The 23,988-nt window shown below is 66.9% G+C and carries 24 protein-coding genes; 7 read left to right on the top strand and 17 right to left on the bottom strand.

Going from position 1 to position 23,988, the window contains the following annotated elements; genetic code table 11:
- Window positions 1–24: 24 nt before the first annotated feature.
- Entirely contained in the window at window positions 25–1,128 is a 1,104-nt protein-coding gene (pdhA, locus tag AC5RUF_RS03050; protein WP_494129690.1) for a pyruvate dehydrogenase (acetyl-transferring) E1 component subunit alpha, read from the bottom strand.
- Between the two features lie 379 nt (window positions 1,129–1,507).
- Between pdhA and AC5RUF_RS03055 the strand changes: the two genes are divergently transcribed.
- Both AC5RUF_RS03055 and AC5RUF_RS03060 read left to right on the top strand, forming a co-directional pair.
- Complete coding sequence (locus AC5RUF_RS03055) at window positions 1,508–1,960, top strand: Lrp/AsnC family transcriptional regulator (RefSeq protein WP_494129665.1); 453 nt, start codon at window positions 1,508–1,510, stop codon at window positions 1,958–1,960.
- A gap of 49 nt (window positions 1,961–2,009) precedes the next feature.
- Complete coding sequence (locus tag AC5RUF_RS03060; protein ID WP_494129666.1) at window positions 2,010–2,822, top strand: SDR family oxidoreductase; 813 nt, start codon at window positions 2,010–2,012, stop codon at window positions 2,820–2,822.
- Window positions 2,823–2,983: 161 nt separating this feature from the next.
- On the opposite strand, the gene AC5RUF_RS03065 is transcribed toward AC5RUF_RS03060, so the two are convergent.
- From AC5RUF_RS03065 to paaA, 7 genes are all read right to left on the bottom strand, one after another.
- Window positions 2,984–3,229, bottom strand: coding sequence for a DUF6480 family protein (locus AC5RUF_RS03065; RefSeq protein WP_493996950.1), 246 nt, complete (start codon window positions 3,227–3,229; stop codon window positions 2,984–2,986).
- Window positions 3,230–3,442: 213 nt separating this feature from the next.
- Window positions 3,443–4,210, bottom strand: a complete 768-nt coding sequence (locus tag AC5RUF_RS03070) for an enoyl-CoA hydratase/isomerase family protein (protein WP_494129667.1) — start codon at window positions 4,208–4,210, stop codon at window positions 3,443–3,445.
- Window positions 4,211–4,219: 9 nt separating this feature from the next.
- Window positions 4,220–5,371, bottom strand: coding sequence for a 1,2-phenylacetyl-CoA epoxidase subunit PaaE (gene paaE / locus AC5RUF_RS03075; protein ID WP_494129668.1), 1,152 nt, complete (start codon window positions 5,369–5,371; stop codon window positions 4,220–4,222).
- A 2-nt stretch (window positions 5,372–5,373) separates the two neighbouring features.
- The gene (gene paaD / locus AC5RUF_RS03080) at window positions 5,374–5,871 is read right to left on the bottom strand and encodes a 1,2-phenylacetyl-CoA epoxidase subunit PaaD (RefSeq protein ID WP_493996947.1); all 498 of its coding nucleotides are present in this window, start codon (window positions 5,869–5,871) and stop codon (window positions 5,374–5,376) included.
- Window positions 5,872–5,876: 5 nt separating this feature from the next.
- Window positions 5,877–6,695, bottom strand: a complete 819-nt coding sequence (gene paaC / locus AC5RUF_RS03085) for a 1,2-phenylacetyl-CoA epoxidase subunit PaaC (RefSeq protein ID WP_494129669.1) — start codon at window positions 6,693–6,695, stop codon at window positions 5,877–5,879.
- Entirely contained in the window at window positions 6,692–7,150 is a 459-nt protein-coding gene (gene paaB, locus AC5RUF_RS03090) for a 1,2-phenylacetyl-CoA epoxidase subunit PaaB (protein WP_494129670.1), read from the bottom strand. Before paaB ends, paaC begins: the two co-directional genes overlap by 4 nt.
- A gap of 2 nt (window positions 7,151–7,152) precedes the next feature.
- A complete protein-coding gene (paaA, locus tag AC5RUF_RS03095) occupies window positions 7,153–8,115 on the bottom strand; it encodes a 1,2-phenylacetyl-CoA epoxidase subunit PaaA (RefSeq protein ID WP_493997454.1) in 963 nt (320 codons plus the stop codon).
- A 127-nt stretch (window positions 8,116–8,242) separates the two neighbouring features.
- Here paaA and AC5RUF_RS03100 point away from each other — a divergent pair, with 127 nt between their 5' ends.
- Window positions 8,243–8,815 (top strand): hypothetical protein, encoded by a 573-nt coding sequence (locus tag AC5RUF_RS03100; protein WP_494129671.1) that lies wholly within the window; start codon window positions 8,243–8,245, stop codon window positions 8,813–8,815.
- A gap of 58 nt (window positions 8,816–8,873) precedes the next feature.
- On the opposite strand, the gene AC5RUF_RS03105 is transcribed toward AC5RUF_RS03100, so the two are convergent.
- Window positions 8,874–9,068: a helix-turn-helix transcriptional regulator gene (locus AC5RUF_RS03105; RefSeq protein WP_494129672.1), complete on the bottom strand. Its 195-nt coding sequence runs from the start codon at window positions 9,066–9,068 to the stop codon at window positions 8,874–8,876.
- Window positions 9,069–9,070: 2 nt separating this feature from the next.
- Window positions 9,071–9,490, bottom strand: a complete 420-nt coding sequence (locus tag AC5RUF_RS03110) for a hypothetical protein (protein ID WP_494129673.1) — start codon at window positions 9,488–9,490, stop codon at window positions 9,071–9,073.
- Between the two features lie 141 nt (window positions 9,491–9,631).
- Between AC5RUF_RS03110 and AC5RUF_RS03115 the strand changes: the two genes are divergently transcribed.
- Entirely contained in the window at window positions 9,632–11,809 is a 2,178-nt protein-coding gene (locus AC5RUF_RS03115) for a S9 family peptidase (RefSeq protein ID WP_494129674.1), read from the top strand.
- Between the two features lie 56 nt (window positions 11,810–11,865).
- Here AC5RUF_RS03115 and AC5RUF_RS03120 read toward each other — a convergent pair whose 3' ends face one another.
- The 6 genes from AC5RUF_RS03120 to AC5RUF_RS03145 form a co-directional block, all read right to left on the bottom strand.
- Window positions 11,866–12,915, bottom strand: a complete 1,050-nt coding sequence (locus tag AC5RUF_RS03120) for a LacI family DNA-binding transcriptional regulator (RefSeq protein ID WP_494129675.1) — start codon at window positions 12,913–12,915, stop codon at window positions 11,866–11,868.
- Window positions 12,912–14,372: a GH1 family beta-glucosidase gene (locus AC5RUF_RS03125; RefSeq protein ID WP_494129676.1), complete on the bottom strand. Its 1,461-nt coding sequence runs from the start codon at window positions 14,370–14,372 to the stop codon at window positions 12,912–12,914. Before AC5RUF_RS03125 ends, AC5RUF_RS03120 begins: the two co-directional genes overlap by 4 nt.
- Window positions 14,369–15,313 carry a carbohydrate ABC transporter permease gene (locus tag AC5RUF_RS03130; protein ID WP_494129677.1) on the bottom strand — a complete coding sequence of 315 codons (945 nt, stop codon included), beginning with the start codon at window positions 15,311–15,313 and terminating at the stop codon, window positions 14,369–14,371. Before AC5RUF_RS03130 ends, AC5RUF_RS03125 begins: the two co-directional genes overlap by 4 nt.
- Window positions 15,310–16,269: a carbohydrate ABC transporter permease gene (locus AC5RUF_RS03135; protein ID WP_494129678.1), complete on the bottom strand. Its 960-nt coding sequence runs from the start codon at window positions 16,267–16,269 to the stop codon at window positions 15,310–15,312. Before AC5RUF_RS03135 ends, AC5RUF_RS03130 begins: the two co-directional genes overlap by 4 nt.
- Before the next feature lie 102 nt (window positions 16,270–16,371).
- Window positions 16,372–17,673, bottom strand: a complete 1,302-nt coding sequence (locus AC5RUF_RS03140; protein WP_493997524.1) for an ABC transporter substrate-binding protein — start codon at window positions 17,671–17,673, stop codon at window positions 16,372–16,374.
- 574 nt (window positions 17,674–18,247) lie between these two features.
- Window positions 18,248–19,180 (bottom strand): DedA family protein, encoded by a 933-nt coding sequence (locus tag AC5RUF_RS03145; protein WP_494129679.1) that lies wholly within the window; start codon window positions 19,178–19,180, stop codon window positions 18,248–18,250.
- A gap of 130 nt (window positions 19,181–19,310) precedes the next feature.
- On the opposite strand from AC5RUF_RS03145, the gene AC5RUF_RS03150 reads away from it, so the two are divergent.
- The 3 genes from AC5RUF_RS03150 to AC5RUF_RS03160 are packed head-to-tail and all read left to right on the top strand — an operon-like array spanning window position 19,311 to window position 21,846.
- On the top strand, window positions 19,311–19,817 hold the full coding sequence (locus tag AC5RUF_RS03150) for a hotdog fold thioesterase (protein ID WP_493997823.1): 507 nt from the start codon (window positions 19,311–19,313) through the stop codon (window positions 19,815–19,817).
- A complete protein-coding gene (gene paaK, locus AC5RUF_RS03155) occupies window positions 19,814–21,166 on the top strand; it encodes a phenylacetate--CoA ligase PaaK (RefSeq protein ID WP_494129680.1) in 1,353 nt (450 codons plus the stop codon). Before AC5RUF_RS03150 ends, paaK begins: the two co-directional genes overlap by 4 nt.
- A gap of 47 nt (window positions 21,167–21,213) precedes the next feature.
- The gene (locus tag AC5RUF_RS03160) at window positions 21,214–21,846 is read left to right on the top strand and encodes a TetR/AcrR family transcriptional regulator (protein WP_493997821.1); all 633 of its coding nucleotides are present in this window, start codon (window positions 21,214–21,216) and stop codon (window positions 21,844–21,846) included.
- 35 nt (window positions 21,847–21,881) lie between these two features.
- Here the strand turns inward: AC5RUF_RS03160 and paaZ are convergent, their stop codons facing one another.
- The gene (paaZ, locus tag AC5RUF_RS03165) at window positions 21,882–23,954 is read right to left on the bottom strand and encodes a phenylacetic acid degradation bifunctional protein PaaZ (protein WP_494129681.1); all 2,073 of its coding nucleotides are present in this window, start codon (window positions 23,952–23,954) and stop codon (window positions 21,882–21,884) included.
- Window positions 23,955–23,988 lie beyond the last annotated feature (34 nt).

The following is a 23,988-nucleotide window of genomic DNA, read 5'->3' on the forward strand; positions in this document are numbered from 1 at the left end:
GTGCTGCCTTTCAGATCAGGGGGGTCAGCGCAGGGAGCCGGAGCCGCCACCAGTGTCGCGGTCCGAGTCGTCGCGGTCCAGTTCGTCGCGCAGCATTCGGGCCTGCTCGGCCAGCTGCGGGGTGCGCCGGGTATAGACGTGGTCAAACAGTTCCATCGGGTCCGGCTCGACGTCGGTGTTCAGCCCCTCGCGCATGGCTGCGGCAATGGTTTCCGCTTCCGCAGCGAGCCGGGACTCGGCGTCGTCGTTCAGCAGGCCGAGGCCGCGCAGATAGCTCCGGGTGCGGGCCAGCGGATCCCGCGGCACCCAGTGCTCGACCTCTTCGGCGGTCCGGTACCGGGTGGCGTCGTCGGCGTTGGTGTGCGGCTGCATCCGGTACGTGTGGGCTTCCACCAAGGCGGGGCCGCCGCCTTCCCGTGCGCGGCTCACTGCTGCGCCCAGGACCGAGAGGAGGGCGGCGACGTCGTTGCCGTCCACCCGCTCCCCCGGCATGCCGTACCCCACGGCCTTGTGGGCCAGGGAAGGCGCGACGGACTGGCTCCGCAGCGGCACCGAAATCGCGTACTCGTTGTTCTGCACCAAAAAGACCACCGGGACGTGGAACACCGCGGCGAAGTTCAGTGCCTCATGGAAGTCCCCCTCGCTGGTGGCACCGTCTCCGCACAGCGCGAGCACCACTGTGTCCTCACCCTTGAGCTTGGCGGCATGGGCTACGCCGACTGCGTGCAGCAGCTGGGTGGCCAGCGGCGTGGCCTGCGGTGCCACGCGGTGTTCGTACGGGTCGTAGCCGCCGTGCCAGTCTCCGCGCAGCAGGGTCAGCACCTGCAGCGGGTCCACGCCACGGGACATCACGGCAACGCTGTCACGGTAAGTGGGGAAGAGCCAGTCCTGCGTTTCCAGCACCGCGGCCGCCGCCACCTGGCAGGCTTCCTGACCGTGGGAGGAGGGATAAACGGCAAGCCGGCCCTGGCGGACCAGGGCATTGGCCTGGTCATTGATCCGGCGTCCGGCCACCAGGCGGGCATAGGCATCCAACAACTGCTCGCCGGAAGGCAGCGGATACCGGGAGTCCGCATGCACGGCGCCTTCGGCATCGATGAGCTGCACCGGGCTATCCGAGGGAAGCATGCCCTGCACCGCGGAACCGGCATCGGCTACGGCATCGGGGCGGGATGCCGGGGCGGAAGCGTGCACCGCGTCAGCGGGGGCCCAACCAGCGTGCGCCGCCTCAGCGTGGTCCGCCTCAGCGTGGTTCCGGTCAGCCGGGCCGGTAGCGGGCCGGTCGGCAGTGCGCAGCGGCCTGCCGGAAGAGATAGTCATAGCGGAGCTCCGTCCTTCAGTGCCTGCGGCGTCATTGCACACGGGAACTTCTGTCTTGCCAGTATGCGGACCGGCGCACATCGGGAGCCAGCATTGGGCCGAATCGTGGACGCATTCGATGCCCGGGAGTACTCTGGTGGACACCTTGCAAATGTGACGCCGATTACTTGGGGAGAGCGTGGACATTATGGCAGCAACACCGGCAGCAACGCTGGACGATATTGACCGGAAGATCCTGGAAGTACTGCGGGCCGATGGCAGGGCTTCCTTTACCGCCGTGGCACAGGCAGTGCACATTTCCCGTGCCCACGCGTATTCACGGATTGCGCGGCTGACCGATTCGGGGGTGCTCAGCCGGTTCACGGCGTTGGTCGATCCGGAGAAGGCCGGTCTGGGTTCTTCCGCCTACGTGACCCTGAAGGTGCGCCAGCACGCCTGGCGCGAGCTGAAGGACCGGTTGGTGGACATTCCGGAAATCCACCACATCGCACTGGTGGGCGGGTCCTTCGACGTGATCGTCCTGGTCCGGGCCGAGGACAACATCCACCTGCGCCGCATCATCTTCGACCAGCTGCAGTCCATGCCCGGCGTGCTGGATACCCAGACCTTCCTGGTGTTCGAGGAACGCGACACCCGGTAGGCGGGCCCGGCAGGCTCCCGAGCGGGCATCGGGCCGCTAGCATGGCCAGATGAATGCCGAACTGCCCCTTGCCGGGCGCACCGCCGTCATCACCGGAGTGAGCCGGCGCCAGGGCATCGGCTTCGCCGTGGCCTCCCGGCTGGCTGCAATGGGCGCAAACCTTTTCCTCCAGCACCACGTTCCCAACGACGAGGCCCAACCCTGGGGTGCCGATTCCCTTGCCGAGCTGACGGGTGAGCTACGGGGCAGGCTCGCTTCCGGCGCCGGCATGGAGCACGCCGGCATCGACCTGGGTCCGGCCGACGGCGCCGCGCAGCTCATCCGCGCAGCGCAGGACGCTTTTGGCCACCTGGACATCCTGGTCTGCAACCACGCCATGAGCGGCAGTGACGGACCGCTGCTGGAGATGACTCCGGAGAAACTGGATGCGCACTGGCAGGTGAATGCCCGCTCCACCCTGTTGGCCACCCGATACTTCGCCGAGCAGCACGACGGGCGGAACGGTGGAAGGGTGGTCTGGATGACCTCCGGACAGGAGAAGGGTCCGATGCCGGCGGAAATTGCCTACGCGACCTCGAAGGCAGCCCTGGCCGGGATCACTCCCTCGGTGGCAGATGACCTGATCGGACGGGGAATCGTCCTTAACACCGTTAATCCCGGGCCCGTAAACACCGGATACCTCAACGAGGGCACAGCCGACCGCCCCCTGGCGGAGCTGCGGGCGGTCCTGGCGCACTTCCCCGGCGGACGCTTCGGCGAGCCGGACGATCCCGCCCGGCTGATCGCGTGGCTGGTCAGCGATGAAGGCCGGTGGATGGTGGGCCAGGTGCTCAGCACCGAGGGCGGATTCCGCCGCTGGTGACCCACGGCAGCTGAACACCTAAAAGGGCGGGTGAACCCGCAAGGGCAGGGCCCGGCAGCAACATCTGCCGGGCCCTGCCCTTTGTGGTTTGCCGGTGCACGGTAATACAGACCGCCGGTATACAGGCCGCCGCCGGTCAGCCGCGGTGCGGGGCCGGGGTTCTACTCGTCGTGGCCCTGGTCGCTGCTCATCTGTCCTTCGGCGGGAGGGGTCTCTCCCGGGGGAACTCCGCCGCCCGGCTCCAGGCCGGTGATGTTGCCCTCCGCGGGATCGGGATTCGGGCTGCTCGCCTTTGCCTCGCTGTGGGCGTGGTTTCCCGTGCCCTCCTGCGTCCCGGCACCCTTCTGGGCATCCTTGGGCTTGTCCGGGTTCGCCGGGTCATTATTCGGGTTATAGCTGTCAGCCACGTTCTGCCTCCTCGGTATCTCTCTCAGAGTTTCCTAGCCCTGGCAAGCACCGTTGTAAGCATGCTTACGAGTTGCCTTCCAACCTAGCCCCCGTCCCGGCTCATCTCAAGCCGGGCTGCTAGTGGATGACGCCGCCGGGCGGACCCCCGCCTGTGGTCAGGAGGTGGCGAGCCGGAGTCCAGCCTGTGTGGTCAGGCGCCGGCCAGCCGGAGCTCAGCCGCGGAAAACCGGCTTGCGCTTGGCTTGGAAAGCGGCGAAACCTTCGGCGTAATCCGGTGTTTTACTCAACCTGACCTGCACGTCGTTTTCCGCGTCCAGGGCATCCCAGAACCCCAGCCTGCGGTCCCTGATCTCCGCCACCAGTTCCTTTGAAGCCGTAAACGCCTGCGTGGGCCCGGACGACGCCCGGCTCGCCGCCGCGCGTGTCCGCTCCAGCAGCTCCCCCGGATCCAGTGCGCGGCTGAACAGCCCGGCGGCCACCGCCTCGGCCCCGCTCATCAGCTCCGCCGTGTAGATCAGGTCCAGCGTGCGGTGCGGTCCCAGCCGCTCGGTGAACAGCCAGTGCCCGCCCGAGTCCAGGGCAGCGCCGAGGTTCGCAAAGGGCGAGCCGACCTTCGCGTCCGTGGCCAGGTAAACGACGTCGGTGGCCGCCAGCAGCCCGAGGCCGACACCCAGACAGGCACCCTGCACGGCTGCGAAGGTCGGTGCGGGGAAGGCGGACATCTTCCGCAGCAACGGCGCCACGCCGTCCACCAGGTAGGCGCGCGCGTCATCATTCTCCGGTGACACCGTGGAAAGGTCCCGGCCTGCGCAGAAGCTCCGCCCTTCCCCCCGCAGCAGTACCGCGCGCACACCGGCCGCTGCGGCGTCGTCGTAGGCCTGGCCCAGCTCGCCCAGGGCAGCCATGTCCAGTGCATTGAGTTTCTTCGGCGCGTTCAGCACTATCTCGGCGAGCCCGTCCTGAATACCCAGTTCGATCATCGGTGCCTCCTAGGCGTCGTAGTCCACGCTGACTTCGGTGCTGGTGGGCCGGCTCTGGCAGGTCAGGACGTAGCCCGCCTCCAGCTCCTCCGGTTCCAAGGCGTAGTTCTCTTCCATGTCCACGGAGCCGCTGACGAGTTTGGCGCGGCAGGTGCCGCAGACGCCGCCGGCACAGGCGAACGGCACATCGGGCCGCACCCGCAGGGCAGCATTAAGGATCGATTCCCTGGCAGGCACCGGAGAAGTCACCTTGCCCTGCAGCCCGTCCAGGCGGAAGGTGATGCCGTAATTCTCTCCGGCGCTGTCCGGAACCACAGGCCGGCCGGCAGAACCCTCCGGCCGGTCCGGACGGCCGGTGGTGAACAGTTCGAAGCGGACTTTCCGAGGATCGATGCCGCGCTCGGCGAGCGCGTCACGGCAGAGCTGGACCAGTTCGAACGGCCCGCAAAGGAACCATTCATCCACGGCTTCGGCCGGCAGCACCGACTCGATGAGCGTGGTGAGCTTTCCGGCGTCGATCCGGCCGGAGAGCAGCGGCGAAATACGCTGTTCCCGGGAGAGCACGTGGTGCAGCGCGAACCGGGACGGATACCGGTCCTTCAAATCCGCCAGCTCTTCCAGGAACATCACGTCCATGGCGGCCTTGTTGGCATAAACCAGGTCAAAGCGGGTGGTTTCCGAGGCGGCGAGAAGGGTCCGGGCAATGGCAATCACCGGAGTGATGCCGGAGCCGGCGGCGACGGCGGCGAACACCTGCCCCTGAACCTGCCCCTGCGCCTGCCGCTGTTCCAGGGCACCCGGACCCGGCACCGCCCGCGACGTGAAGTTGCCGGCCGGGCTCATCACGTCCAGGACATCCCCGGCCCGCAGATGCTCGTTGGCCCAGGAGGAGAACAGTCCCCCGAGGTCGCGCTTTATGGCCACCCGCAGCTCCCCGTCCCGGGGTTCGGCGCAGATGGAGTAGCTGCGCCGAAGCTCGGCGCCGTCCAGCACCGTGCGCAGGGCCACGTACTGCCCGGGCAGGTACCGGTAGGAGTCCACCAGTTCCGGCGGCACCGCGAACGTGACCTCGACGGCGTCGTCCGTCAGCCGGCGCACGCCGGCGACAGTGAGCGGATGGAATGCGGCACGCCGCTGGGCGGTGTCGGGAAGGACGGTCATCTTTAGAGCACCTTGAAGTAGTCGAACGGTTCCCGGCAGTCGCCGCAGACCCACAGCGCCTTGCAGGAGGTGGAGCCGAAACGCGTGAGTTCGCGGGTGTTCAGCGAAGAGCATTGCGGGCATTTGACGCTCAGACCCACGCGGACAGGTCCTGCGGCAGCGCGGCCCGACGGTGGGGCGATGCCGTAGGCATCCAGCTTTTCCTTGCCGGCACTGCTCATCCAGTCGGTGGTCCAGGCCGGGGCCAGCTCCAGCGATACCCGGACATCCGGGTATCCTGCCGCGGTCAGGGCGGCAATGACGTCGTCGGTGATGGCGTCCATGGCCGGGCAGCCGGAATAGGTGGGGGTAATGGCCACCTGCACGTGGTCCCCCGAGACCTCCACGCGGCGCAGCACCCCCAGATCCTCGATGGTGAGTACCGGAATTTCCGGATCGCAGACCGTGGCCGCAATATCCCAGGCCGCCGCGGCTGCGGGATCCGCAGGTTTGCGCTCCATGACGCTCACCATGTGGCACCGGGATGCTCGCGGGCCAATACCTGCATCTCGGCCAGCAGGTAGCCCAGGTGCTCGCTGTGCCTGCCCTGCCGGCCGCCGCCGGGGGCGGACTGGACCGCAGGCACGTCCAGTTCAGCCTCGCGCAGTACGGCCGCCACGTTGCGTTCGAAGGCCGGCTTCAGGCTGGAGGAAAGTACGGCACGGTCCCCCAGTGCAGTGACCAGGGCGTCGTCGTCGAACAGTTCCCCCACGTAGGGCCAGGTCAGTTCCAGTGCCCGGATCATTCGGCGCCGCGACTCGTCGGTGCCCAACCCCAGCCGCAGCACCCACTGAGCGCTGTGGTCCCGGTGGTAGTCCACTTCCTTGACCGCCTTGGCCGCGATCGCTGCCAGCATGGGGTCGGTGGAGTGCTGCAGTGCCTCGTACAGCTCGAACTGGTAGAAGGAAACGGCCAGCTGCCGGGCGATGGTCCGGGCAAAGTCCCCGTTGGGCTGTTCCATCAGGTGTGCGGAGCGGAACTCGGCTTCCCGCCGCCAGTAGGCCAGGTCATCCTCCGTGCGCCCGTCGGCACTGCCGGCGTAGGTGAGGAAGGACCGGGCATGGCCGATCAGGTCCAGGGCGATATTGCCCAGCGCCACGTCCTCTTCCAGCTCCGGGGCACGGGAAATCCACCAGCCCAGCCGCTGTGCCAGGATCAGCGAATCGTCGCCAAGGCGCAGTGCATACTCGGCGACGTCGGCGGGGGCACGGGTGCCGGCGGAGGCAATATCTTCCGGCCGCAGCGCATTGCCGGGCGTAATACGGGTGGCGCTGTCCGAGCTCACAGATGCTTCACCCCTTCGGACTCCGTGTAGTAGGTGGCGTGCCGGTAGTCCTTGCCCTGCGGAGATTCAAAGAACCGGCCCTTGGCATCGGGATCGCTGGCAATAACGGCCGACGCCGGAACCACCCAGAGCGAGACGCCTTCGTTGCGCCGGGTGTAGAGGTCGCGGGCGTTACGCACCGCCATGTCCGCATCAGGGGCATGCAGTGAACCGGCATGGACATGCGAGAGCCCGCGGGAGGAACGGACAAAGACTTCCCACAGGGGCCAGGCTGCGCGGTCCGACGGGGCGGGCGCAGGCGCCGTTGCTGCAGCAGGCTCCGGTGCGGCGGGCGGCGCGGCGATTGGCGCAGGCGCGGCGGCAGATGCGGAAGCCGGAGCTGACACCGGCCCGGAAGCCGAGGCAGGCGCGGCGGGAAGGGCGCCGTCGTCGCCCGTGGTTGATCCACCGGTCATGGCTAGGCCACCTCCGCTTTGCGGTTCTGCCGGGCCGCATAGGCTGCCGCCGCCTCACGGACCCACGCGCCGTCCTCGTGTGCTTCCCGGCGGCGGGCCAGCCGCTGGGAGTTGCACGGTCCGCGCCCGGCGAGTACTTCACGGAACTCGTTCCAGTCCAGGGGGCCGTGCTCCCATTTCCCGGTTTCCTCGTTGAAGCGGATCTCCGGGTCAGGCAGCGTCAGGCCGAGCACCTTTACCTGCTCAACGATCATGCCCACAAAGCGGGAGCGCAGCTCGTCGTTGGAGAAGCGCTTGATGTTCCAGGCCATGGACTGGCGGGAGTTGGGCGAATCATCGTCCGGCGGGCCGAACATCATCAGGGAGGGCGCGTACCAGCGGTTGATCGCGTCCTGCGCCATCTGCCGCTGGGCGGCCGTGCCGCGGGCGAGTTCCAGCAGGATTTCGAAACCCTGCCGCTGATGGAAGGACTCCTCCTTGCAGATCCGCACCATGGCCCGGCCGTATGGCCCGTAAGAGGCGCGGCAGAGCGGCACCTGGTTGCAGATGGCAGCGCCGTCGACCAGCCAGCCGATGGCACCCATATCCGCCCAGGTGAGCGTGGGGTAGTTGAAGATCGAGGAGTAGCGGGCCTTGCCGGCGATCAGGTCTTCGGTCATCCGGTCCCGCGGGGTGCCGAGCGTTTCGGCCGCCGAGTACAGGTACAGGCCGTGCCCGGCTTCATCCTGGACCTTGGCCATCAGGATGGCCTTGCGCTTCAGCGACGGTGCCCGGGAGATCCAGTTGCCTTCCGGCTGCATGCCGATGATTTCCGAGTGGGCGTGCTGGGAGATCTGCCGGACCAGGGTTTTCCGGTACGCCTCCGGCATCCAGTCGCGGGGCTCCACCCGGGCGTCCGCTGCAATCAGCGCGTCGAATTGCTCCTGCCCGCTGCTGTTTTCCCCGTTCATGAGAACCCCGTTCATCTGCCGCTATCCAGCGGCGCATATAATTACCGACCGTTCGTTCAGGATATGGAGGCGCAACAGAAGCGTCAAGGCTTCCCCGTATGGAAAACTGGTGCACGGAGAGTTCGTAGCCGAGAGGAATGCCATGGGTACCCCCGAACCCGACGGCGGCCGCCAAAGTCCGGGTGCCCCAACAGGAGCGCCCCCGGAGGACCGACCGCATCAGCGTTCCGCAGCCGTGGTGATTGTGCCGACGCTGCTGGGCTTGCTGGGCTTTTTCGCCGTTGCTGCGGCAGTGACCTCCGAGGCGGCCACCGTCAGCGTCACTGCGCCCGGACTGCTGCTGGCTTTCACTGCGCTGGTGGTGGCGGGAGTCAGCCCGCTGTATGCCCTAAGCCTCACCTGGCGGTCGCTGCGGCGCCCTGCCCTCCTGCTGGCGGCATGCCTGCTGGTGGAGGCCGTCCTTTTCCTCGCAGCTCCGCAGCTGGTCCTGTTTTCACTGCCGGCGCTTCCCCTTGCCCTAGGCGGCGGCGCCGTCCTGCTGTCCACCAGCCTCTGGGGCCAGTTTCGCAAGGGGCCGGCAGCGGAGCCCGTACTCCTGCCCCGCCGGGAGGTGCCGCCGCAGCCTTACACGTCCACTCTGCTGGTGGTAGCGGTGAACTGGCTGCTGTTCCTGGCTGCCGGAGCACTGTGCGCCTGGCTGCTGCTGGGAGACTAGGGATCGGGACCCGGCCGGCACCCGGGCCACACCGACTTCGGGGCGCGCCGGGAAGGATCTACCGCTCCGGCGTAAACAGCTCCTCGATGGGCAGGCCCAACACCGCGGACAGCCGGAACGCCAGCGGCAGCGAAGGGTCAAACCGGCCTTTTTCTATACTGATCACAGTCTGCCGAGAAACGCCCAGCCGCTCAGCAAGCTGCGCCTGCGACAACCCCAGGCGCAGCCGTTCCCGGCCCACCACATTCTCCACTCCTAGCCGTTCCGGCGGCGGGTTGCGGCGTACCGGAGGGTCCAGACCGCCAGCCCCGCCGCACAGTACGCAGGCAACGGCACGCCCCACCCGCTAACCACCTGCAGCACTACGCCCGCGGCGAGCAGCACCATCAGATCCGTGAAGGCCGCCGCGGATGCCTGCAGCGACCAGGCGCGCTCTACATCAGCCGCGGTGGCTGCGTCCTGCCTGTTGGTTTCCGCCGCATTCAGGACCAGGAGCCACAGGGCGGCGGCTGCCACGGGGCCCGCCGCGGCAGCGAAGACGGGCACATACAGTGCCGGGTCCCCTCCGGTCCGGAGGGCGGCAGCCCAGCCCAGCAATGCCCCGGCGCCGGCCCCGAGGACGGCGGCGAGACCGGCTTTGATCCAGCGGTCAGATACAGCTGCTTTGGTGGCCATGCATTGATTATGGCCTCGACCTGGCAGACATGTAAAGCATGCTTTACATCCGCCGTCGTACCGGGCAGGCCGCGGCTAAGCCGCGAGCATAACGGCAGCGGAGTCCTTCGGCGCCGCGGCCCGGGTGGATATATTCGAATCATGACTACTCCCCAGCCCCCGGTTGCCAAGAAAGTCCCTACCGAACGCATCCACCACTCAGACACGTTCGTGGACAACTATGAATGGCTCCGGGAGAAGGACAACCCCGAGGTGGTGGCCCACCTGACTGCGGAGAACGCCTACGCTGCCGAGATCACCGCTGACCAGGAACAGCTCCGCGAGGCGATCTTCAACGAGATCAAGAACCGCACCGAGGAAACCGACCTCTCCGTCCCGGCCCGCAAGAAGGGCTGGTGGTATTACACCCGGACCGAGGAGGGCAAGCAGTACGCCATCCACTGCCGGACGGCCGCCCGCGACACCGGCAACCTCGACGCCGGCTGGACGCCTCCGACGGTCCTGCCCGGCGTTGCCGTGGACGGCGAACAGATCCTGGTGGACGGCAACGTGGAGGCCGAGGGCAAGCCCTTCTTCTCGCTGGGCGGACTCGCGGTGACCGAGGACGGCAACCTGCTGGCCTACTCCGAAGACAATGCCGGGGACGAGCGGTTCACGCTGCGGATCAAGGACCTGCGCACCGGCGAACTGCTCCCCGACACCATCCCCAACGTCTTCTACTCCCTGGCCTTCGACCCGGACGGCAGCCGCGTCTTCTACACCGTGGTGGACGATTCCTGGCGGCCGTACCAGATCAAGGCCCACACGCTCGGCACCCCGGTGGAGGACGACGTCGTCATCTACCAGGAAGATGACATCGCCATGTGGACCGGCTTTGACCTTTCGGCGGACCGTCGGCAGCTGCTGATCGGGATCAGCAGCTCCGAATACAGCGAATACCGGGTGCTGGACTTCGACGATCCCACGGATACGGTGCGGACCCTGATTCCGCGCAGCGCACGCATCCTGTACGAAGCCGAGCCCCTGACCCTGGACGGCCGCCGGCACTACCTGCTCACCCACAACCGCGACGCGCTGAACTCCATGCTCTCGCTGGTGGACGAGGCCGAATTCGGCAAGCCCCTGGACGAACAGCAGTGGCAGACGGTGATTGCCCACGATGATACGGTCCGCGTCAACGGGGCCGCCGTCACCCGCACCCACGTCCTGGTTTCCGTCCGCAAGGACACCACCGAGCGGGTGCAGATCCTACCCGTGGAGGGCCTGGGCACCGCGGAGCAGGGCACTCCCCTGGAACCGGCGTTCGATGAGGAGCTCTACACCGCCAACCTGGCCAACGCCGAGTTCGATTCCCCGATCATCCGGCTCAGCTACACCTCCTTCCTCACCCCGCCGCGCGTCTACGACTATGTGCTGGCCACGGGTGAGCTGGAGCTGCGCAAGGAAACCCCGGTCAAGGGCGGCTACCGCTCAGAGGATTACGTCGCCGAACGCGAGTGGGCGACGGCGGCGGACGGCACGCGCATCCCGCTCTCGGTCATCCGCCGGGCGGACCTGCAGCGGGACGGCAGCAACCCGGCCCTGGTCTACGCCTACGGCAGCTATGAAATGAGCATGGACCCGGCGTTCAACGTGGCGCGGCTGTCCCTGCTTGACCGCGGCGTGCTGTACGTTGTGGCGCACATCCGCGGCGGCGGCGAGATGGGCCGTTCCTGGTACGACAACGGCAAGAAGCTGCACAAAAAGAACACCTTCACGGACTTCGTGGATGCCACGGACTGGGTGGCGGCGTCCGGCTGGGCGGACCCCGACCGGATCGCGGCGATGGGCGGCTCGGCCGGCGGGCTGCTGATGGGCGCCGTTGCGAACCTGGCACCGGAAAAATACCGCGCCATCGTGGCGCAGGTGCCGTTTGTGGACGCGCTGACCAGCATCCTGGATCCCGACCTGCCGCTGTCGGCGCTGGAATGGGAGGAATGGGGCAACCCCATCACCGATCCGGAGGTCTACCGGTACATGAAGGAGTACACCCCCTACGAGAACATCCGGGCCGTGGACTACCCCCGCATTGCTGCCGTCACCAGCTTCAACGACACCCGGGTGCTCTATGTCGAACCGGCCAAATGGGTGGCGCAGCTGCGCGAAACCACCACTGGCAGCGAGCCGATTGTCCTGAAGATCGAAATGGACGGCGGCCACGGCGGCGCCTCCGGACGGTACGAGGCCTGGAAGGACCGGGCGTGGGACTACGCCTTCATCCTCGCCGCCCTCGACGCCCGGGAGCTGATGCCTGCTGCCCGCCGGGAAAACGCCGCCTAGGCGGACGGGACATTCTGCGTAGCCCGGCGCTAAGGGCAGCAGAATGTCCCGGTAGCCTAGGCGGACTGCCGGATCACCAGTTCGGGCGGGTAGACGGCCGGCTCCAGATGCGAGCCGGGCTCCTCGATCTCCCGCAGCAGCATTTCCGTGGCCCGCCGGGCCATCTCGATCATCGGGTTCACCACGGTGGTCAGCCCGGGCTTGCTCGAGGCCGCCAACTGGTGGTTGTCGTAACCCACCAGTGCCACGTCGCCGGGCACGGACAGTCCGCGCTCACGCAGCACGTTGAGGACGCCCAGTGCCATCAGGTCCGATGCCGCGAAGATGGCATCGATCTGCGGATCGGCGTCCAGCAGCCGGGCGGCCGCCGCGGCGCCGCCTTCCGTGGTGAAGTGGCCGGATTCCACACCCGCCGGGGTCAGTCCGGCTTCAGCCAGCCCGAGCCGCCAGCCCTCGGTGCGGTCCTGGGCCGCCGTCATGTCCGCCGGCCCGCTGACCGTGGCAATCCGGCGGTAGCCGCGTTCGGTTAGGTGCCGTGCTGCCAGCAGTCCGCCGGTCCGGTTATCCGTGTCCACGAACACCAGCCCGGCACGGTCCTGCCACGGCCGGCCGATGAAAACGGCAGGCAGGGGCGCGTCGGCCAGCTCGGTCTCCAGGGCGTCCGCCTTGTGGTGCGAGACCACAATGGCCCCGTCCACGTGGCCGCTGCCCAGATACCGGATAATCTGCCCTTCCTTCTCCCCCTGCCGGGCGATCAGCAGCACCAGCTGCACCTCGGTATCCCGGAGCGACTCCGTGATGCCGTTGAGTGTCATGGCGAAGAAGGGATCCACGAGGACCCGGCCGTCCGGTTCCGGGATCACCAGGGCAATGGACCCGGCGCGGCTTGTCGCCAGGGAGCGGGCCGCCCGGTTGGGCGTGAATCCCAGCTCCCCGATGGCCGCGTCGATGGCCGCCTGCGTCCGGGCGCTCACCCGGGCACCGCCGTTGATGGCCCGCGAAACGGTGGAGCGGGACACACCTGAGAGCGCCGCCACGTCTTCAAGCGTGGGACTTCGGCGGGGCTTCACCTGCGTGGTGCGGGTGCCCTGGTTAAGGCTGCTCACTGAATCGACGATACGACATCCGGCGCGGCTGTGGAGGCCCGCTCCGGCAGGGCATTGGCCCGGGCAACCTCGGCAAACCAGCGGGCACTGGCCTTGGGCGTGCGGCGCTGCGTCGCGTAATCCACGTGCACGATTCCGAACCGCTTGGCATACCCCCAGGCCCACTCAAAGTTGTCCATCAGGGACCAGGCGAAATATCCGCGGACGTCCACGCCGTCGGCGGCGGCGTCCAGGACGGCTTCCAGATGGGCTTCGATGAATGCCAGCCGGTCCTCGTCCTGCACCACCCCGTCCACTACAACGTCGTCGTCGAACGCCGCGCCGTTTTCCGTAATGTACAGGGGCACGCCCGCCGGGCCGGTGTAGTCGCGCTGGAGCCGGAGCAGGAGACGGTGCAGGCCTTCGGGCTGGATTTCCCAGCCCATGTTGGTCACCGGCAGCCCGCGCGGCACGGAATAGACCCCGTCCGCCGCCGGGAACGGACTGGCGGTGGGCCGCTCGGCCGGGGCGGCGGTACTCAGGGCAACCGCCGGCGGCGTTTTGGTGAGCGCTTCACCGTGGTAGTAGTTCACGCCCAGGAAATCGATGGGGGTGCTGATGACGGCCAGGTCGCCGTCCCGGATGTGGTCCTCGAACCCGTAGGGAGCCAGGTCGGCCACGGTGTCTTCCGGATAGGAGCCCAGGAACACCGGGTCCGCGAACATCCGGTTGAACTGCCCGTCGATCCGGCGGGCGGCGTCAACGTCGTCGGGGTTCTGCGGATCCACCGGGTCCGCGACGGTGAAGTTCAGGGTCAGGCCCAGGTCCAGGTTCGAGTCGCGGGCCTTCAACTCCTGGGCGGCCAGACCGTGCGCGAGCAGCAGGTGGTGGTTCGCTGCGACGGCCTGGGCACGGTCCTGCAGGCCCGGTGCGTGCTCGCCGCTGGCGTAGCCAACATAGGCCGAGCACCAGGGCTCGTTGAGCGTGGTCCAGGCCTGCACCCGGTCGCCCAGCACGTCGTGGACACTCAGGGCGTATTCGGCGAAACGGTAGGCAGTGTCGCGGTTGGCCCAGCCCCCGGCGTCCTGCAGTGCCTGCGGCAGGTCCCAGTGGTACAGGGTCAGCCACGGCTTGATCCCGGCTTCGAGCAGCCGGTCCGTGAGCCGGCTGTAGAAGTCCAACCCGGCCGGATTGACCGCTTCGCCGTCGGGCCGCACCCGCGCCCAGGAGGTGGAGAACCGGTAGGACGCCAGATTCAGGGACTTCATCAGTGCCACGTCCCCGTCGAGGCGGTGGTAGTGGTCGCAGGCAACGTCGCCGTTATCCGCGTTGACCACGGCTCCGGGCACGCGGCTGAAGGTATCCCAGATCGAGTCCTTCCGTCCGTCCTCTGACGCCGCGCCTTCCACCTGGTACGCAGCTGTGGCCGCACCCCAGAGGAATCCCGGCGGAAAAGCTTCATTGTTGTGCCGCGTCATCCCTTAACCGCTCCCTGCATAATTCCAGCTACCAGATGCCGTCCTGCGACGGCGAAGACAATAAACAGCGGAATGGTGGAAAGCACCACTCCGGCCAGCACCACCGAGTAGTCCACAAAACGCGCGGACTGCAACTGGGCAAGCGCCACGGGCAGCGTCGGATTCTGCGCATTCAGCACAATCAACGGCCAGAAGAAATTGGTCCAGGTGGCCACAAAGGTAAAGAGGGCCAGCATGGCCGCCGCGGGGCGTGCCGCCGGCAGGGCAACGTGCCAGAAGGACTGCCACATGTTGGCCCCGTCCATCCGCACAGCCTCAATGAGTTCATCCGGCAGGGCGTCCTGCAGGTACTGGGTCATCCAGAAGACGCCGAAGGCAGTGACCAGTCCCGGGATGATGACCGCTCCCATGGTGCCGGTCCAGCCGAGCTTTGACATCACAATGAACAGCGGGATGACGCCGAGCTGCGTCGGGACGGCCATGGTTGCGATCACGAACACCAGCAGCACCTTGCTGCCGCGGAAGCGCAGCTTGGCGAACGCGAAGCCGGCCAGTGAGGAGAAAATCACCACGGAGGCAGCGGTAACGGTGGAAACCAGGATGCTGTTGCCCAGCGCCTTCCAAAACGGGATGGTGTCCAGCACCGTGGCTGCGTTCGTGAAGAAGTTGCCGCCGGGGATCAGGGGCACGCCCTTGGCGATGACGGTGCTGTCGTGGCTGGCTACCAGGACGGACCAGAGGATCGGCAACGCCGAACCCAGGAGTACGGCGCTCAGAAGGCCGTAGGTCAGGAATCCGGGACGGCGGTTGTAGCCACCTGTTTTGCGGGCGCGGACGCCTGCCGGGCGGGGCGGCTGCCCGCCTCCACGCTCACGACGGCGCTTGGCGGCTTCGGCGGCCTTGCGGCCGGCAGTCTGTTCAACCATGGGCACGGAAGTCATTTCCGTCCTCCCTGCGTGGCGATGCGGCGGGTAATGAGGTAGTTCATTGCGGCGATGACCACGATGATGACGAACAGCAGCCAGGCCACGGCGGAAGCCCGCCCGAGGTTACGCTGGCCCCAGCCCAGCTCCCAGATGTAGATGGTCAGGGTCTGCCACTGACGGTCGGCGCCGCCCAGTCCGTAGGTGTCAAAAACTCGGGCTTCGTCGAAGATCTGCAGTCCGCCAATGGTGGCGGTGATGACCACGAAGATGACTGTCGGGCGCAGCATGGGCACGGTAATGGAGATGAATTGCCGCCAGCGGCTGGCGCCGTCGATGATTGCGGCTTCATACATATCCCGCGGAATGGCCTGCATGGCGGCCAGGAAGATCAGGGCGTTGTAGCCGGTCCAGCGGAAGTCCACCATGGTGGCGATGGCGATGTGGCTGGCCAGGGAGTTGGCGTGCCATGGAATGGCCGGCAGTCCGATGGAGGTCAAGGCGCCGTTGATGGCGCCGGACTGGTCCGCGAAGAGGTTGCCGAAAATCAGGCCCACGGCCACGGGGGCAACGATATACGGCAGGAGCACGCCCATCCGCCAGAAGGTCTTGGCACGGAGGTTGGCGTCCAGCACCGCGGCAATGGCAATGGCCACAATGATCTGGGGCACGGCGGAGATCAGGAAGATGCTGAAGGTATTTCCCACCGCATTCCAGAAATACGGCTGGGACAGCACGAAGGTGAAATTCTCGACGCCGGCGAAGCCCTGGTTGCCACCGATGAGGTTCCAGTTGTGCAGGGAAACCCAGCCTGTGTAGATCAGCGGGAACAGACCCACGATCGCGAAGAGAATGAAAAACGGGGAGATATACAGGTACGGGGAGACTTTCACGTCCCAACGGGCCAGCCGGCTGCTGAACCCTACCCGGCGTACCGGCGTCCGCGCAGCAGGCGGCTTGACGGTGACAGCCATGGCTGACTTCCTAACGTTCAAGGGGGGACTTGGATCCGGTGCCTGCAGCGCCTTCCTGCGGACTACACACAGTGGCTGCCACAGGCACCGGAGGTTAAGGAGCTACTGCAGCGCGTCGACGCTGGCGACGAATTTCTCCCAGGAGGAGTCGGCGTCGTCCGTCTTGAGCACGTCCACGCGGTTCAGTGCCTGGGCCATGTTGGTGTTGATGGTGAAGTAGTTCGGGCCCTTGAACGGTGTCATGGTGACCGCGTTGGCGCGATCCACCAGGATCTTGCCCACCGGTGCGTCATTGAAGAACTCGTTGGTGGAATTCAGCAGGGTTTCGGACTCGTAGGCCTCGGTCTGGCTGGGGAAAGTTCCCTTGGCTTCGAAGGCCTTGATCTGCTGCTCGGGAGCCGTGAGCCACTGCGCCAGCTTGATGGCTTCCTCCTGGTTCTTGCCCTGGGTCGGAACCGTCAGGTAGGAACCACCCCAGTTGCCGCCACCGCCGGGGAACACGTTGGCGATGTCCCAGCCTTCGACACCCGCTGCGTTGCCTTCAATGCTGCCCAGCATCCAGCCCGGGCACAGGGTGGTGGCAAACGCGCCGCTCTGGAAGCCTGCTTCGTAATCATCGGACCACTGTTCCAGGTGGGCGGAAAGGTCCTTGTCCACGGAGTTCTCGAGGACCTTGGTGTAGATTTCCTTCACCTCGGGGTTCTCGGTGGCAATAACGGTGCCGTCGTTCTCCTCATAGGCGTTCTTCACCTGGTTGATCTGGCCCTGGTAGACGGCCATGGCCGAGTCGTACCACGCCGCATCGGACTTGGCGGTGAACTGCTCGCCGATCTCGAAGTAGTGGTCCCAGTCGCCCTCGAGCAGCTTCGCAACCTCTTCGCGGTCAGTCGGCAGGCCGGCGGCAGCGAAGAGGTCCGCGCGGTAGCAAACGCCCTCGGGTCCGACGTCGGTGCCGTAGCCGATCAGCTTGCCGTCAACCGTGGCGTCCTCTTCCTTCCAGTCCAGCCAGCGGCCCTCAACTTCGGGGCTGGACAGATCTGCGAACTGGTCCGCGTACTGCTTCAGTTCAGGCAGCCAGTCCACCTCGATGCCTTCGATGTCCGAGAGGCCCGAGCCGGCGGCCAGCTTGGTGTTGAGGTTGTCATGCGCATTGTCTGACGTGGCCTTCTTGTCATGCACAATCTTGATGTTCGGGTTGGCCGCTTCGTACTCCTTGAAGAGGTCCTCATAGCCGAACTCGTTGAAGGTGCTGACGCTGAGCGTCACCTTTCCGCCTTCTTCACCTGACGCGCCGTCGTCTCCTCCGCCACAGGCGGTAAGCAGAAGGGCTGCGGCGGCAACCGATGCGGCAACCGCGGGTCCCCGGCGGCGTGCGCGGCCTGCCAATGCGGGTTTGGTACTCATTGCTGACTCCTTTGTCGTATTACGAGTGCACGAGTGCTTGGCGGATTGTTCCGCGCCTGCCGTGCCATTGCCTAACGGATGCGCCCGGACGCCAGGATCGGCGGTCCCGCTGAAAAGGTGGGAGCGCTCCCACAAGCGATGCCTAATGCTCATGTGTGCTGAATCACATGTCAAGTGGGAGCGCTCCCACGACTCGTGGAAAAGTGTGGGGCCGCAGAATAACCGCAGGTCAGAGAGGGGTTTCGCCGGTGCGAGTTATCTGATCGTTATAACCCGGCGGGCGGTCCCTTCGATGACCATGTCCCGCTCGCGAGGTGCAACGTCTGCCGAACCGGGGTGAAACAACCATCCGGGCAAAACAAAAAAGGCCCGACCCCCTATGGGGTCGGACCTTGTCATCCGAGCTGGCGATGGGCCAGGCCGGGAGTTACATGCTGTCCGCGGAGGCCGCGCTCCGGTTTGGGAAATCCCTGCCGGTTTGGGAGAACGCTGCCGGCTTGGGAAATCCCTGCCGGTTTGCAGCGGAGGGTTTTCCCGAACCGGCAGCAGATTCCCAAACTGCCAGCAGAACGGACTATTCCGCGGCTCCCCTGTCCTCTGCACTCTGCTTCGACGCGGAGAAACGGCCGCCGTCAGCGGCTGCATGGCGTGCAGGCCGGCCGGCTGCTTCACTGGCCGTCCCGCGCCCGGCGGCACCGGCTGTTCCGCCCGGTGTTGCGCGGCCGTTGCCGGCAGTGCGGTTGGCAGAGGATGCGGCCGCACCGGAAACGCGGCCGCCGGCGGGCTGATCCGAAGCGTCTGCGGGAGCGTCATCGCTGTGCTTTTCGCCGGCCTTGCGTGACTGCCGAAGCACCTCGATCACGATCGGAATCACGGAGAGCAGCACCACGCCCACAAAAATCAGGTCCAGGTTTTCCCGCACAAACGGGACACGGTCGCCCAGGACGTATCCGAGCAGCGTTACCCCGACGCCCCACAGGAAGGCACCGATGACATTGAACATCACGAAGGTTTTGTAATTCATCCGTGCCACGCCGGCCACCACGGGGGTGAAGGTCCGCACCACGGGGACAAACCGGGCCAGGATCACGGCCTTGCCGCCGTGCCGTTCAAAGAACACCTCGGCCCGGCGGACGTTTTCCTGTTTGAACAGCCTGCTGTTGGGCCGTTTGAAGATGGCCGGGCCGGTCTTTTTGCCTATGTAGTACCCGGTCTGGTCACCCACGAAGGCGCAGATGAAGACCAGCAGCGCCAGCAGCCACACATTGATGTGGATGGTGCCGGTAGCCACCAGGAGACCCGCGGTGAAAAGCAGGGAGTCGCCGGGCAGGAAGAACCCGATGAGCAGCCCCGTTTCGGCAAAGACAATGCCGCACACGAGCAGGACAACCCAAGGGCCCAGGGACGGATCGGCCAGGAACACCTGGGGATCAAGCCACTCGGGCAACAGGGAGGAGGTGGGAGGCCGGACAGGCCCGGAAACGGCGGTCGCCGCGGTAAGAGTCACCTCCCTAGGTTACGCCATGGACCCTCGCGGACCCCGGGACGGACTACATCCGGCTCGTGGCCCGGTCCTTGACAGCCATCCCCTCCCCGGGATTACCTAATGAACATTCGGTAAATAAAAGGAAGGTCCCATGGCTGACAACGGTGTCGCTCCGGACGGTATTGCCGTTCACCCCATCCTGGTCTCGGACGCCGCGTCGGAGTGGCTGGGCATCAAAGTGCTCGAGGTCGGTGACGGCCGGGCCGGCATCTGCATGCGGTTGCGTCCCGAAATGCTCAACGGCTTCGGCATCGCCCACGGCGGCATGGTTTTCGCCTTTGCCGATACCGCCTTCGCCCTGGCCTGCAACCCGGGAGCCGGCGGCCCTGCGAGACAACGGGAAACAGTCACGGTTGCCGCCGGTGCGGACGTCACCTTCCTCTCCCCTGCGCTGGCCGGAGACGTGCTCACTGCAACCGCGGAACACCGGGCCGGCAGCGGCCGCAGCGGCGTGTATGACGTTGAGGTGCGGGCCGACCGGCCCGACGGAACCTCCGCCGTCGTCGCTCTTTTCCGCGGACGCTCACGGACCATCCGCAACCCCCTTCCCGAAGCCGCCACTGAGCCGGCCCCGGTCCGCACAGGAAGCCAGGCATGAAAACCACTCCCGCTCCGCGCAAATCCCCCGCAGCAGATCCCACCTCGCTGGACGCCGAGGAACGGATGAGCCGCGACGAGCTGGAGGCGCTGCAGCTGCGGCGCCTCCAGCAGACACTCGCCTACGCCTATGAGCGGGTACCCCTGTACCGGGCCAAGTTCGACGACGCCGGCGTGCACCCCGCGGACCTGCAGGAGCTGGGCGACCTCCGCCTTTTCCCGTACACCACCAAGGAGGACCTGCGTTCGACCTATCCGTTCGGGATGTTCGCCGTCCCGCAGCAGCAAGTGTCCCGCATCCACGCGTCCTCCGGCACCACGGGCCGGCCGACTGTAGTCGGGTACACCGCCGGGGATGTGGACCGCTGGGCCTCGTTGGTGGCCCGCTCGCTGCGCGCCTCCGGGGTCCGGCCGGGCTACAAGGTCCACAACGCCTACGGCTACGGACTCTTCACCGGCGGCCTGGGTGCCCATTACGGCGCGGACAAGCTCGGCTGCACGGTGATCCCCATGTCCGGCGGACAGACCGAACGCCAAATCCAGCTCATCAGGGACTTCGAACCGGACACCATCCTCTGCACCCCCACCTACCTGCTGGCCCTCGCCGACGCCATGTCCGCCGCGGGCATCGATCCGCGTTCCACATCGCTGAAGAACGCCGTGCTCGGCGCCGAACCGTGGACCGAGGAAATGCGGCACGAACTGGAAACCCTGATGGACCTGGACGCCTGCGACATTTACGGGCTCTCCGAGGTGATGGGGCCGGGCGTGGCCGGCGAATGCGTGGAGAGCAAGGACGGTGCGCACATCTGGGAGGATCACTTCCGGCCCGAGATCATCGATCCGTTTGATGACACCCGGGTGCTCGACGACGGCGAGCACGGTGAGCTGGTCTTCACGTCCCTGACCAAGGAGGCGCTGCCGATCATCCGCTACCGAACCCATGACCTCACCCGGCTGCTGCCGGGTACCGCCCGGCCGTCCATGCGCCGGATGGGCCGGATCACCGGTCGCAGCGACGACATGATCATCCTGCGCGGCGTGAACCTCTTTCCCACCCAGATCGAGGAAATCGCCCTGCGTGTGCCTGCGCTCAGCGCGCATTTCCAGCTGGAAATCACCCGCCCGGAGCGGATGGACGAGCTCACCGTGCGCATCGAACGGCGGGAAGGGACAACGACGCCGGAGGCCGTCACCGCCGGCGTCGAACTTGCCGCGCAGATCAAGGTCCATGTCGGGTCCACCTGCACGGTGGAGGTGGTGGAACCCGGCACCCTGGCACGTTCCAGCGGCAAGCTGCGCCGGATCTATGACCTGCGTCGGCAGGCCGGGACATCGCCGTCGCTGTGACGCCCCGGGGTGGCGCAGACCGCGCCGCGGCATGGGAAAATGACGCCATGCCTGCTGCCGCCGAACCCGCTCCCTCCGCCGCCCCCGTTCCCGGGAAACGCGGCCGCCCGGGCTATGACCAGCAGACGGTGCTCAACGTGGCGGTGGATGTGTTCAACCGGCACGGCTACGAGGCAACCTCCATGGGGATCCTGGCCGAAAACCTGGGCATCACGAAGTCGGCCATCTACCACCACGTGCCGTCCAAGGGGGACCTGCTGCGCCTGGCGCTGGACCATGCCCTCGACGGATTGGAAGCGGTCCTGGACGATCCGGGGGCTTCCACCGGCGCCGCCGACGCACGCCTGGAGTTCGTGCTGCGCGGCACCATCGACGTGCTGACGGCGCGCCTTCCCTTCGTTACCCTGCTGCTGCGCCTGCGTGGCAACACGGACATCGAACGCAGTGCGCTGGCCCGGCGGCGGGAGTTCGACCACCGGGTGGCGGAGTTGGTGGACGCTGCCCGGCGCGAGGGCTCGGTGCGCAGCGACATTGATCCGCGCACCACCACCCGGCTGCTCTTCGGCACCATCAACTCAATTGTCGAATGGTACAAACCCGGCGGTCCCCTGCCGGCGCAGAAACTGGCCGACAACATCATCACCATGGTCTTCGACGGCTTGCATACCCGCCGGGATTAGGGTTACGCGAAACGCCGGATCCTGTGGGCCGCCCTCTATTTCTCCACCAGGGTCAGCACGTCATAGGTAGCCACGAGTTCATCGTTCTGGTTGGTGAGGACCGCGTCCCACGCAACCTCGCCGTACCCGTCGGTTTCGCGGGGAGTGATTTTCTTGGCGGTCAGGGTGACCCGGATGGCGTCCCCGGCGGCCACCGGGGTGAGGAAGCGCAGGTTCTCCAGCCCGTAGTTGGCCAGCACCGGACCCGGTGCCGGATCCACGAACAGCCCGGCACCCCAGGACAGCAGCAGGTAGCCGTGCGCCACAATGCCGGGGAAGAACGGATTGGCCTCGGCCGCGGCGGCATCAGTGTGGGCATAGAACGTATCGCCGGTGGTTTCCGCAAAGGCACTGATGTCCTCCAGTGTCACCGTCCGCAGATCGGACCGCACGGCGTCGCCGATCCGCAGCTCACTCAGCGGCTTGCGGAAGGGGTGGCCGCCGTCGAACCGGCGGTCCGCACCGGTATGCCAGATGCCGGTGAGCGAGGTCAGCATGTTGGGTGAGCCCTGCACCGCCGTGCGCTGCATGTAGTGCAGCACCGCGCGGATGCCGCCCAGTTCCTCTCCCCCGCCGGCGCGGCCCGGCCCGCCGTGGACCAGGTGCGGAACGGGTGAGCCGTGGCCGGTGGAGCTGGCCGCATCCTCGCGGTTCAGGATCAGCACCCGTCCATGGTGCCCGGCGATGCCGGTGAGGACTTCGGCGGCCACCCCGGGATCGTTCGTGCAGACGGTCGCCACCAGTGAGCCTCCGCCGCGGGCGGCCAGCCGGACAGCGTCGGCCACACTGTCGTAGCCGACCACCGAGGCCACCGGGCCGAAGGCTTCGATGCTGTGCAGCGCATCGGCGTCGGGATCCGGCCAGGTCAGCAGCAGCGGCTCCATAAAGGCCCCCTCCGGCGCGGTACCCGTACTGCCGTCCGCCAGGACGACGTCGGGCGCCGCCAGGGAGCCCAGTGCCAGTTCCGCGCCGGCATCGATCATGGTGCGGACCGCGTTGCGGACACCCTCGAGCTGTTCCACGGAGGCCAGTGCCCCCATGGTCACATCCTGCCCCCGGGGATCACCCAGGACCACCCGCTGCCGGATACGTTCGGCCGCTGCGGACACCACCTGGTCCACCAGGTCCCTCGGCACCAGGGCCCGCCGGATGCTGGTGCACTTCTGGCCTGCCTTGACGGTCACTTCGGTGACCAGCGATTTGATGTAGGCCTCGAACTCCGGGGTGCCGGGCACCGCATCGGGCCCCAGGATGGCGGCGTTGAGGGAATCGGTCTCCGCGGTGAAGCGGACACCGCCGACGGCGACATTCGGGTGCGCGCGCAGCTTCTCGGCGGTGGACGCCGAGCCGGTGAAGGAGACCAGGTCCCGGTAGTCCAGGTGGTCCAGCAGGTCCCGGGCCGGCCCGGAGATCAGCTGCAGCGACCCTGCGGGGAGGATGCCGGATTCCACGATCAGCCGGACGGCCGCGGCGGCCAGGTAGCCGGTGGGGGTGGCCGGTTTGACGATGCTCGGCACGCCGGCGAGGAAGGCGGGGGCCAGCTTTTCCAGCAGGCCCCAGACCGGGAAGTTGAAGGCATTGATCTGCACGGCGGCGCCGGGCAGGCGGGTGTAGATGTGCTCGCCCACGAAGGAGCCGTCCTTGGAAAGCTGCTCCACCGCACCGTCGGTGATGACGGTCGCATTGGGCAGTTCGCGCCGCCCCTTGGAACCGTAGGCAAACAGGACGCCGATACCGCCGTCGATATCCACCAGCGAGTCCTTCCGGGTGGCCCCGGACCGGGCGGAGACCTCGTACAGCTCCTCCCGCCGGCTGTTGAGGAAGAGTGCCAGTTCCTTGAGCATCAGGGCCCGCTGGTGGAAGGTGTGTTTCCCCAGTTCGGCCTGGCCGGTGCTGCGCGCATGGGCGACGGCGGCGGCAGTGTCCAGCCCGTCCGTGCTGACCCGGGCCAGCAGTTCCCCGGTGCTGGCGTCCCGCACCTCGGTTCCGCTTCCATCCCCGCCCGGCGTCCACCAGGCGTCGCGGACATAGCTGGGCACGTATTCGACGTCGAGGGCTGTAGCCGTCATGGGAAACCTTTCACGGACGCGGCCGGGCACCGTT

The sequence above is a fragment of the Arthrobacter sp. Y3224198 genome (assembly GCF_059090025.1).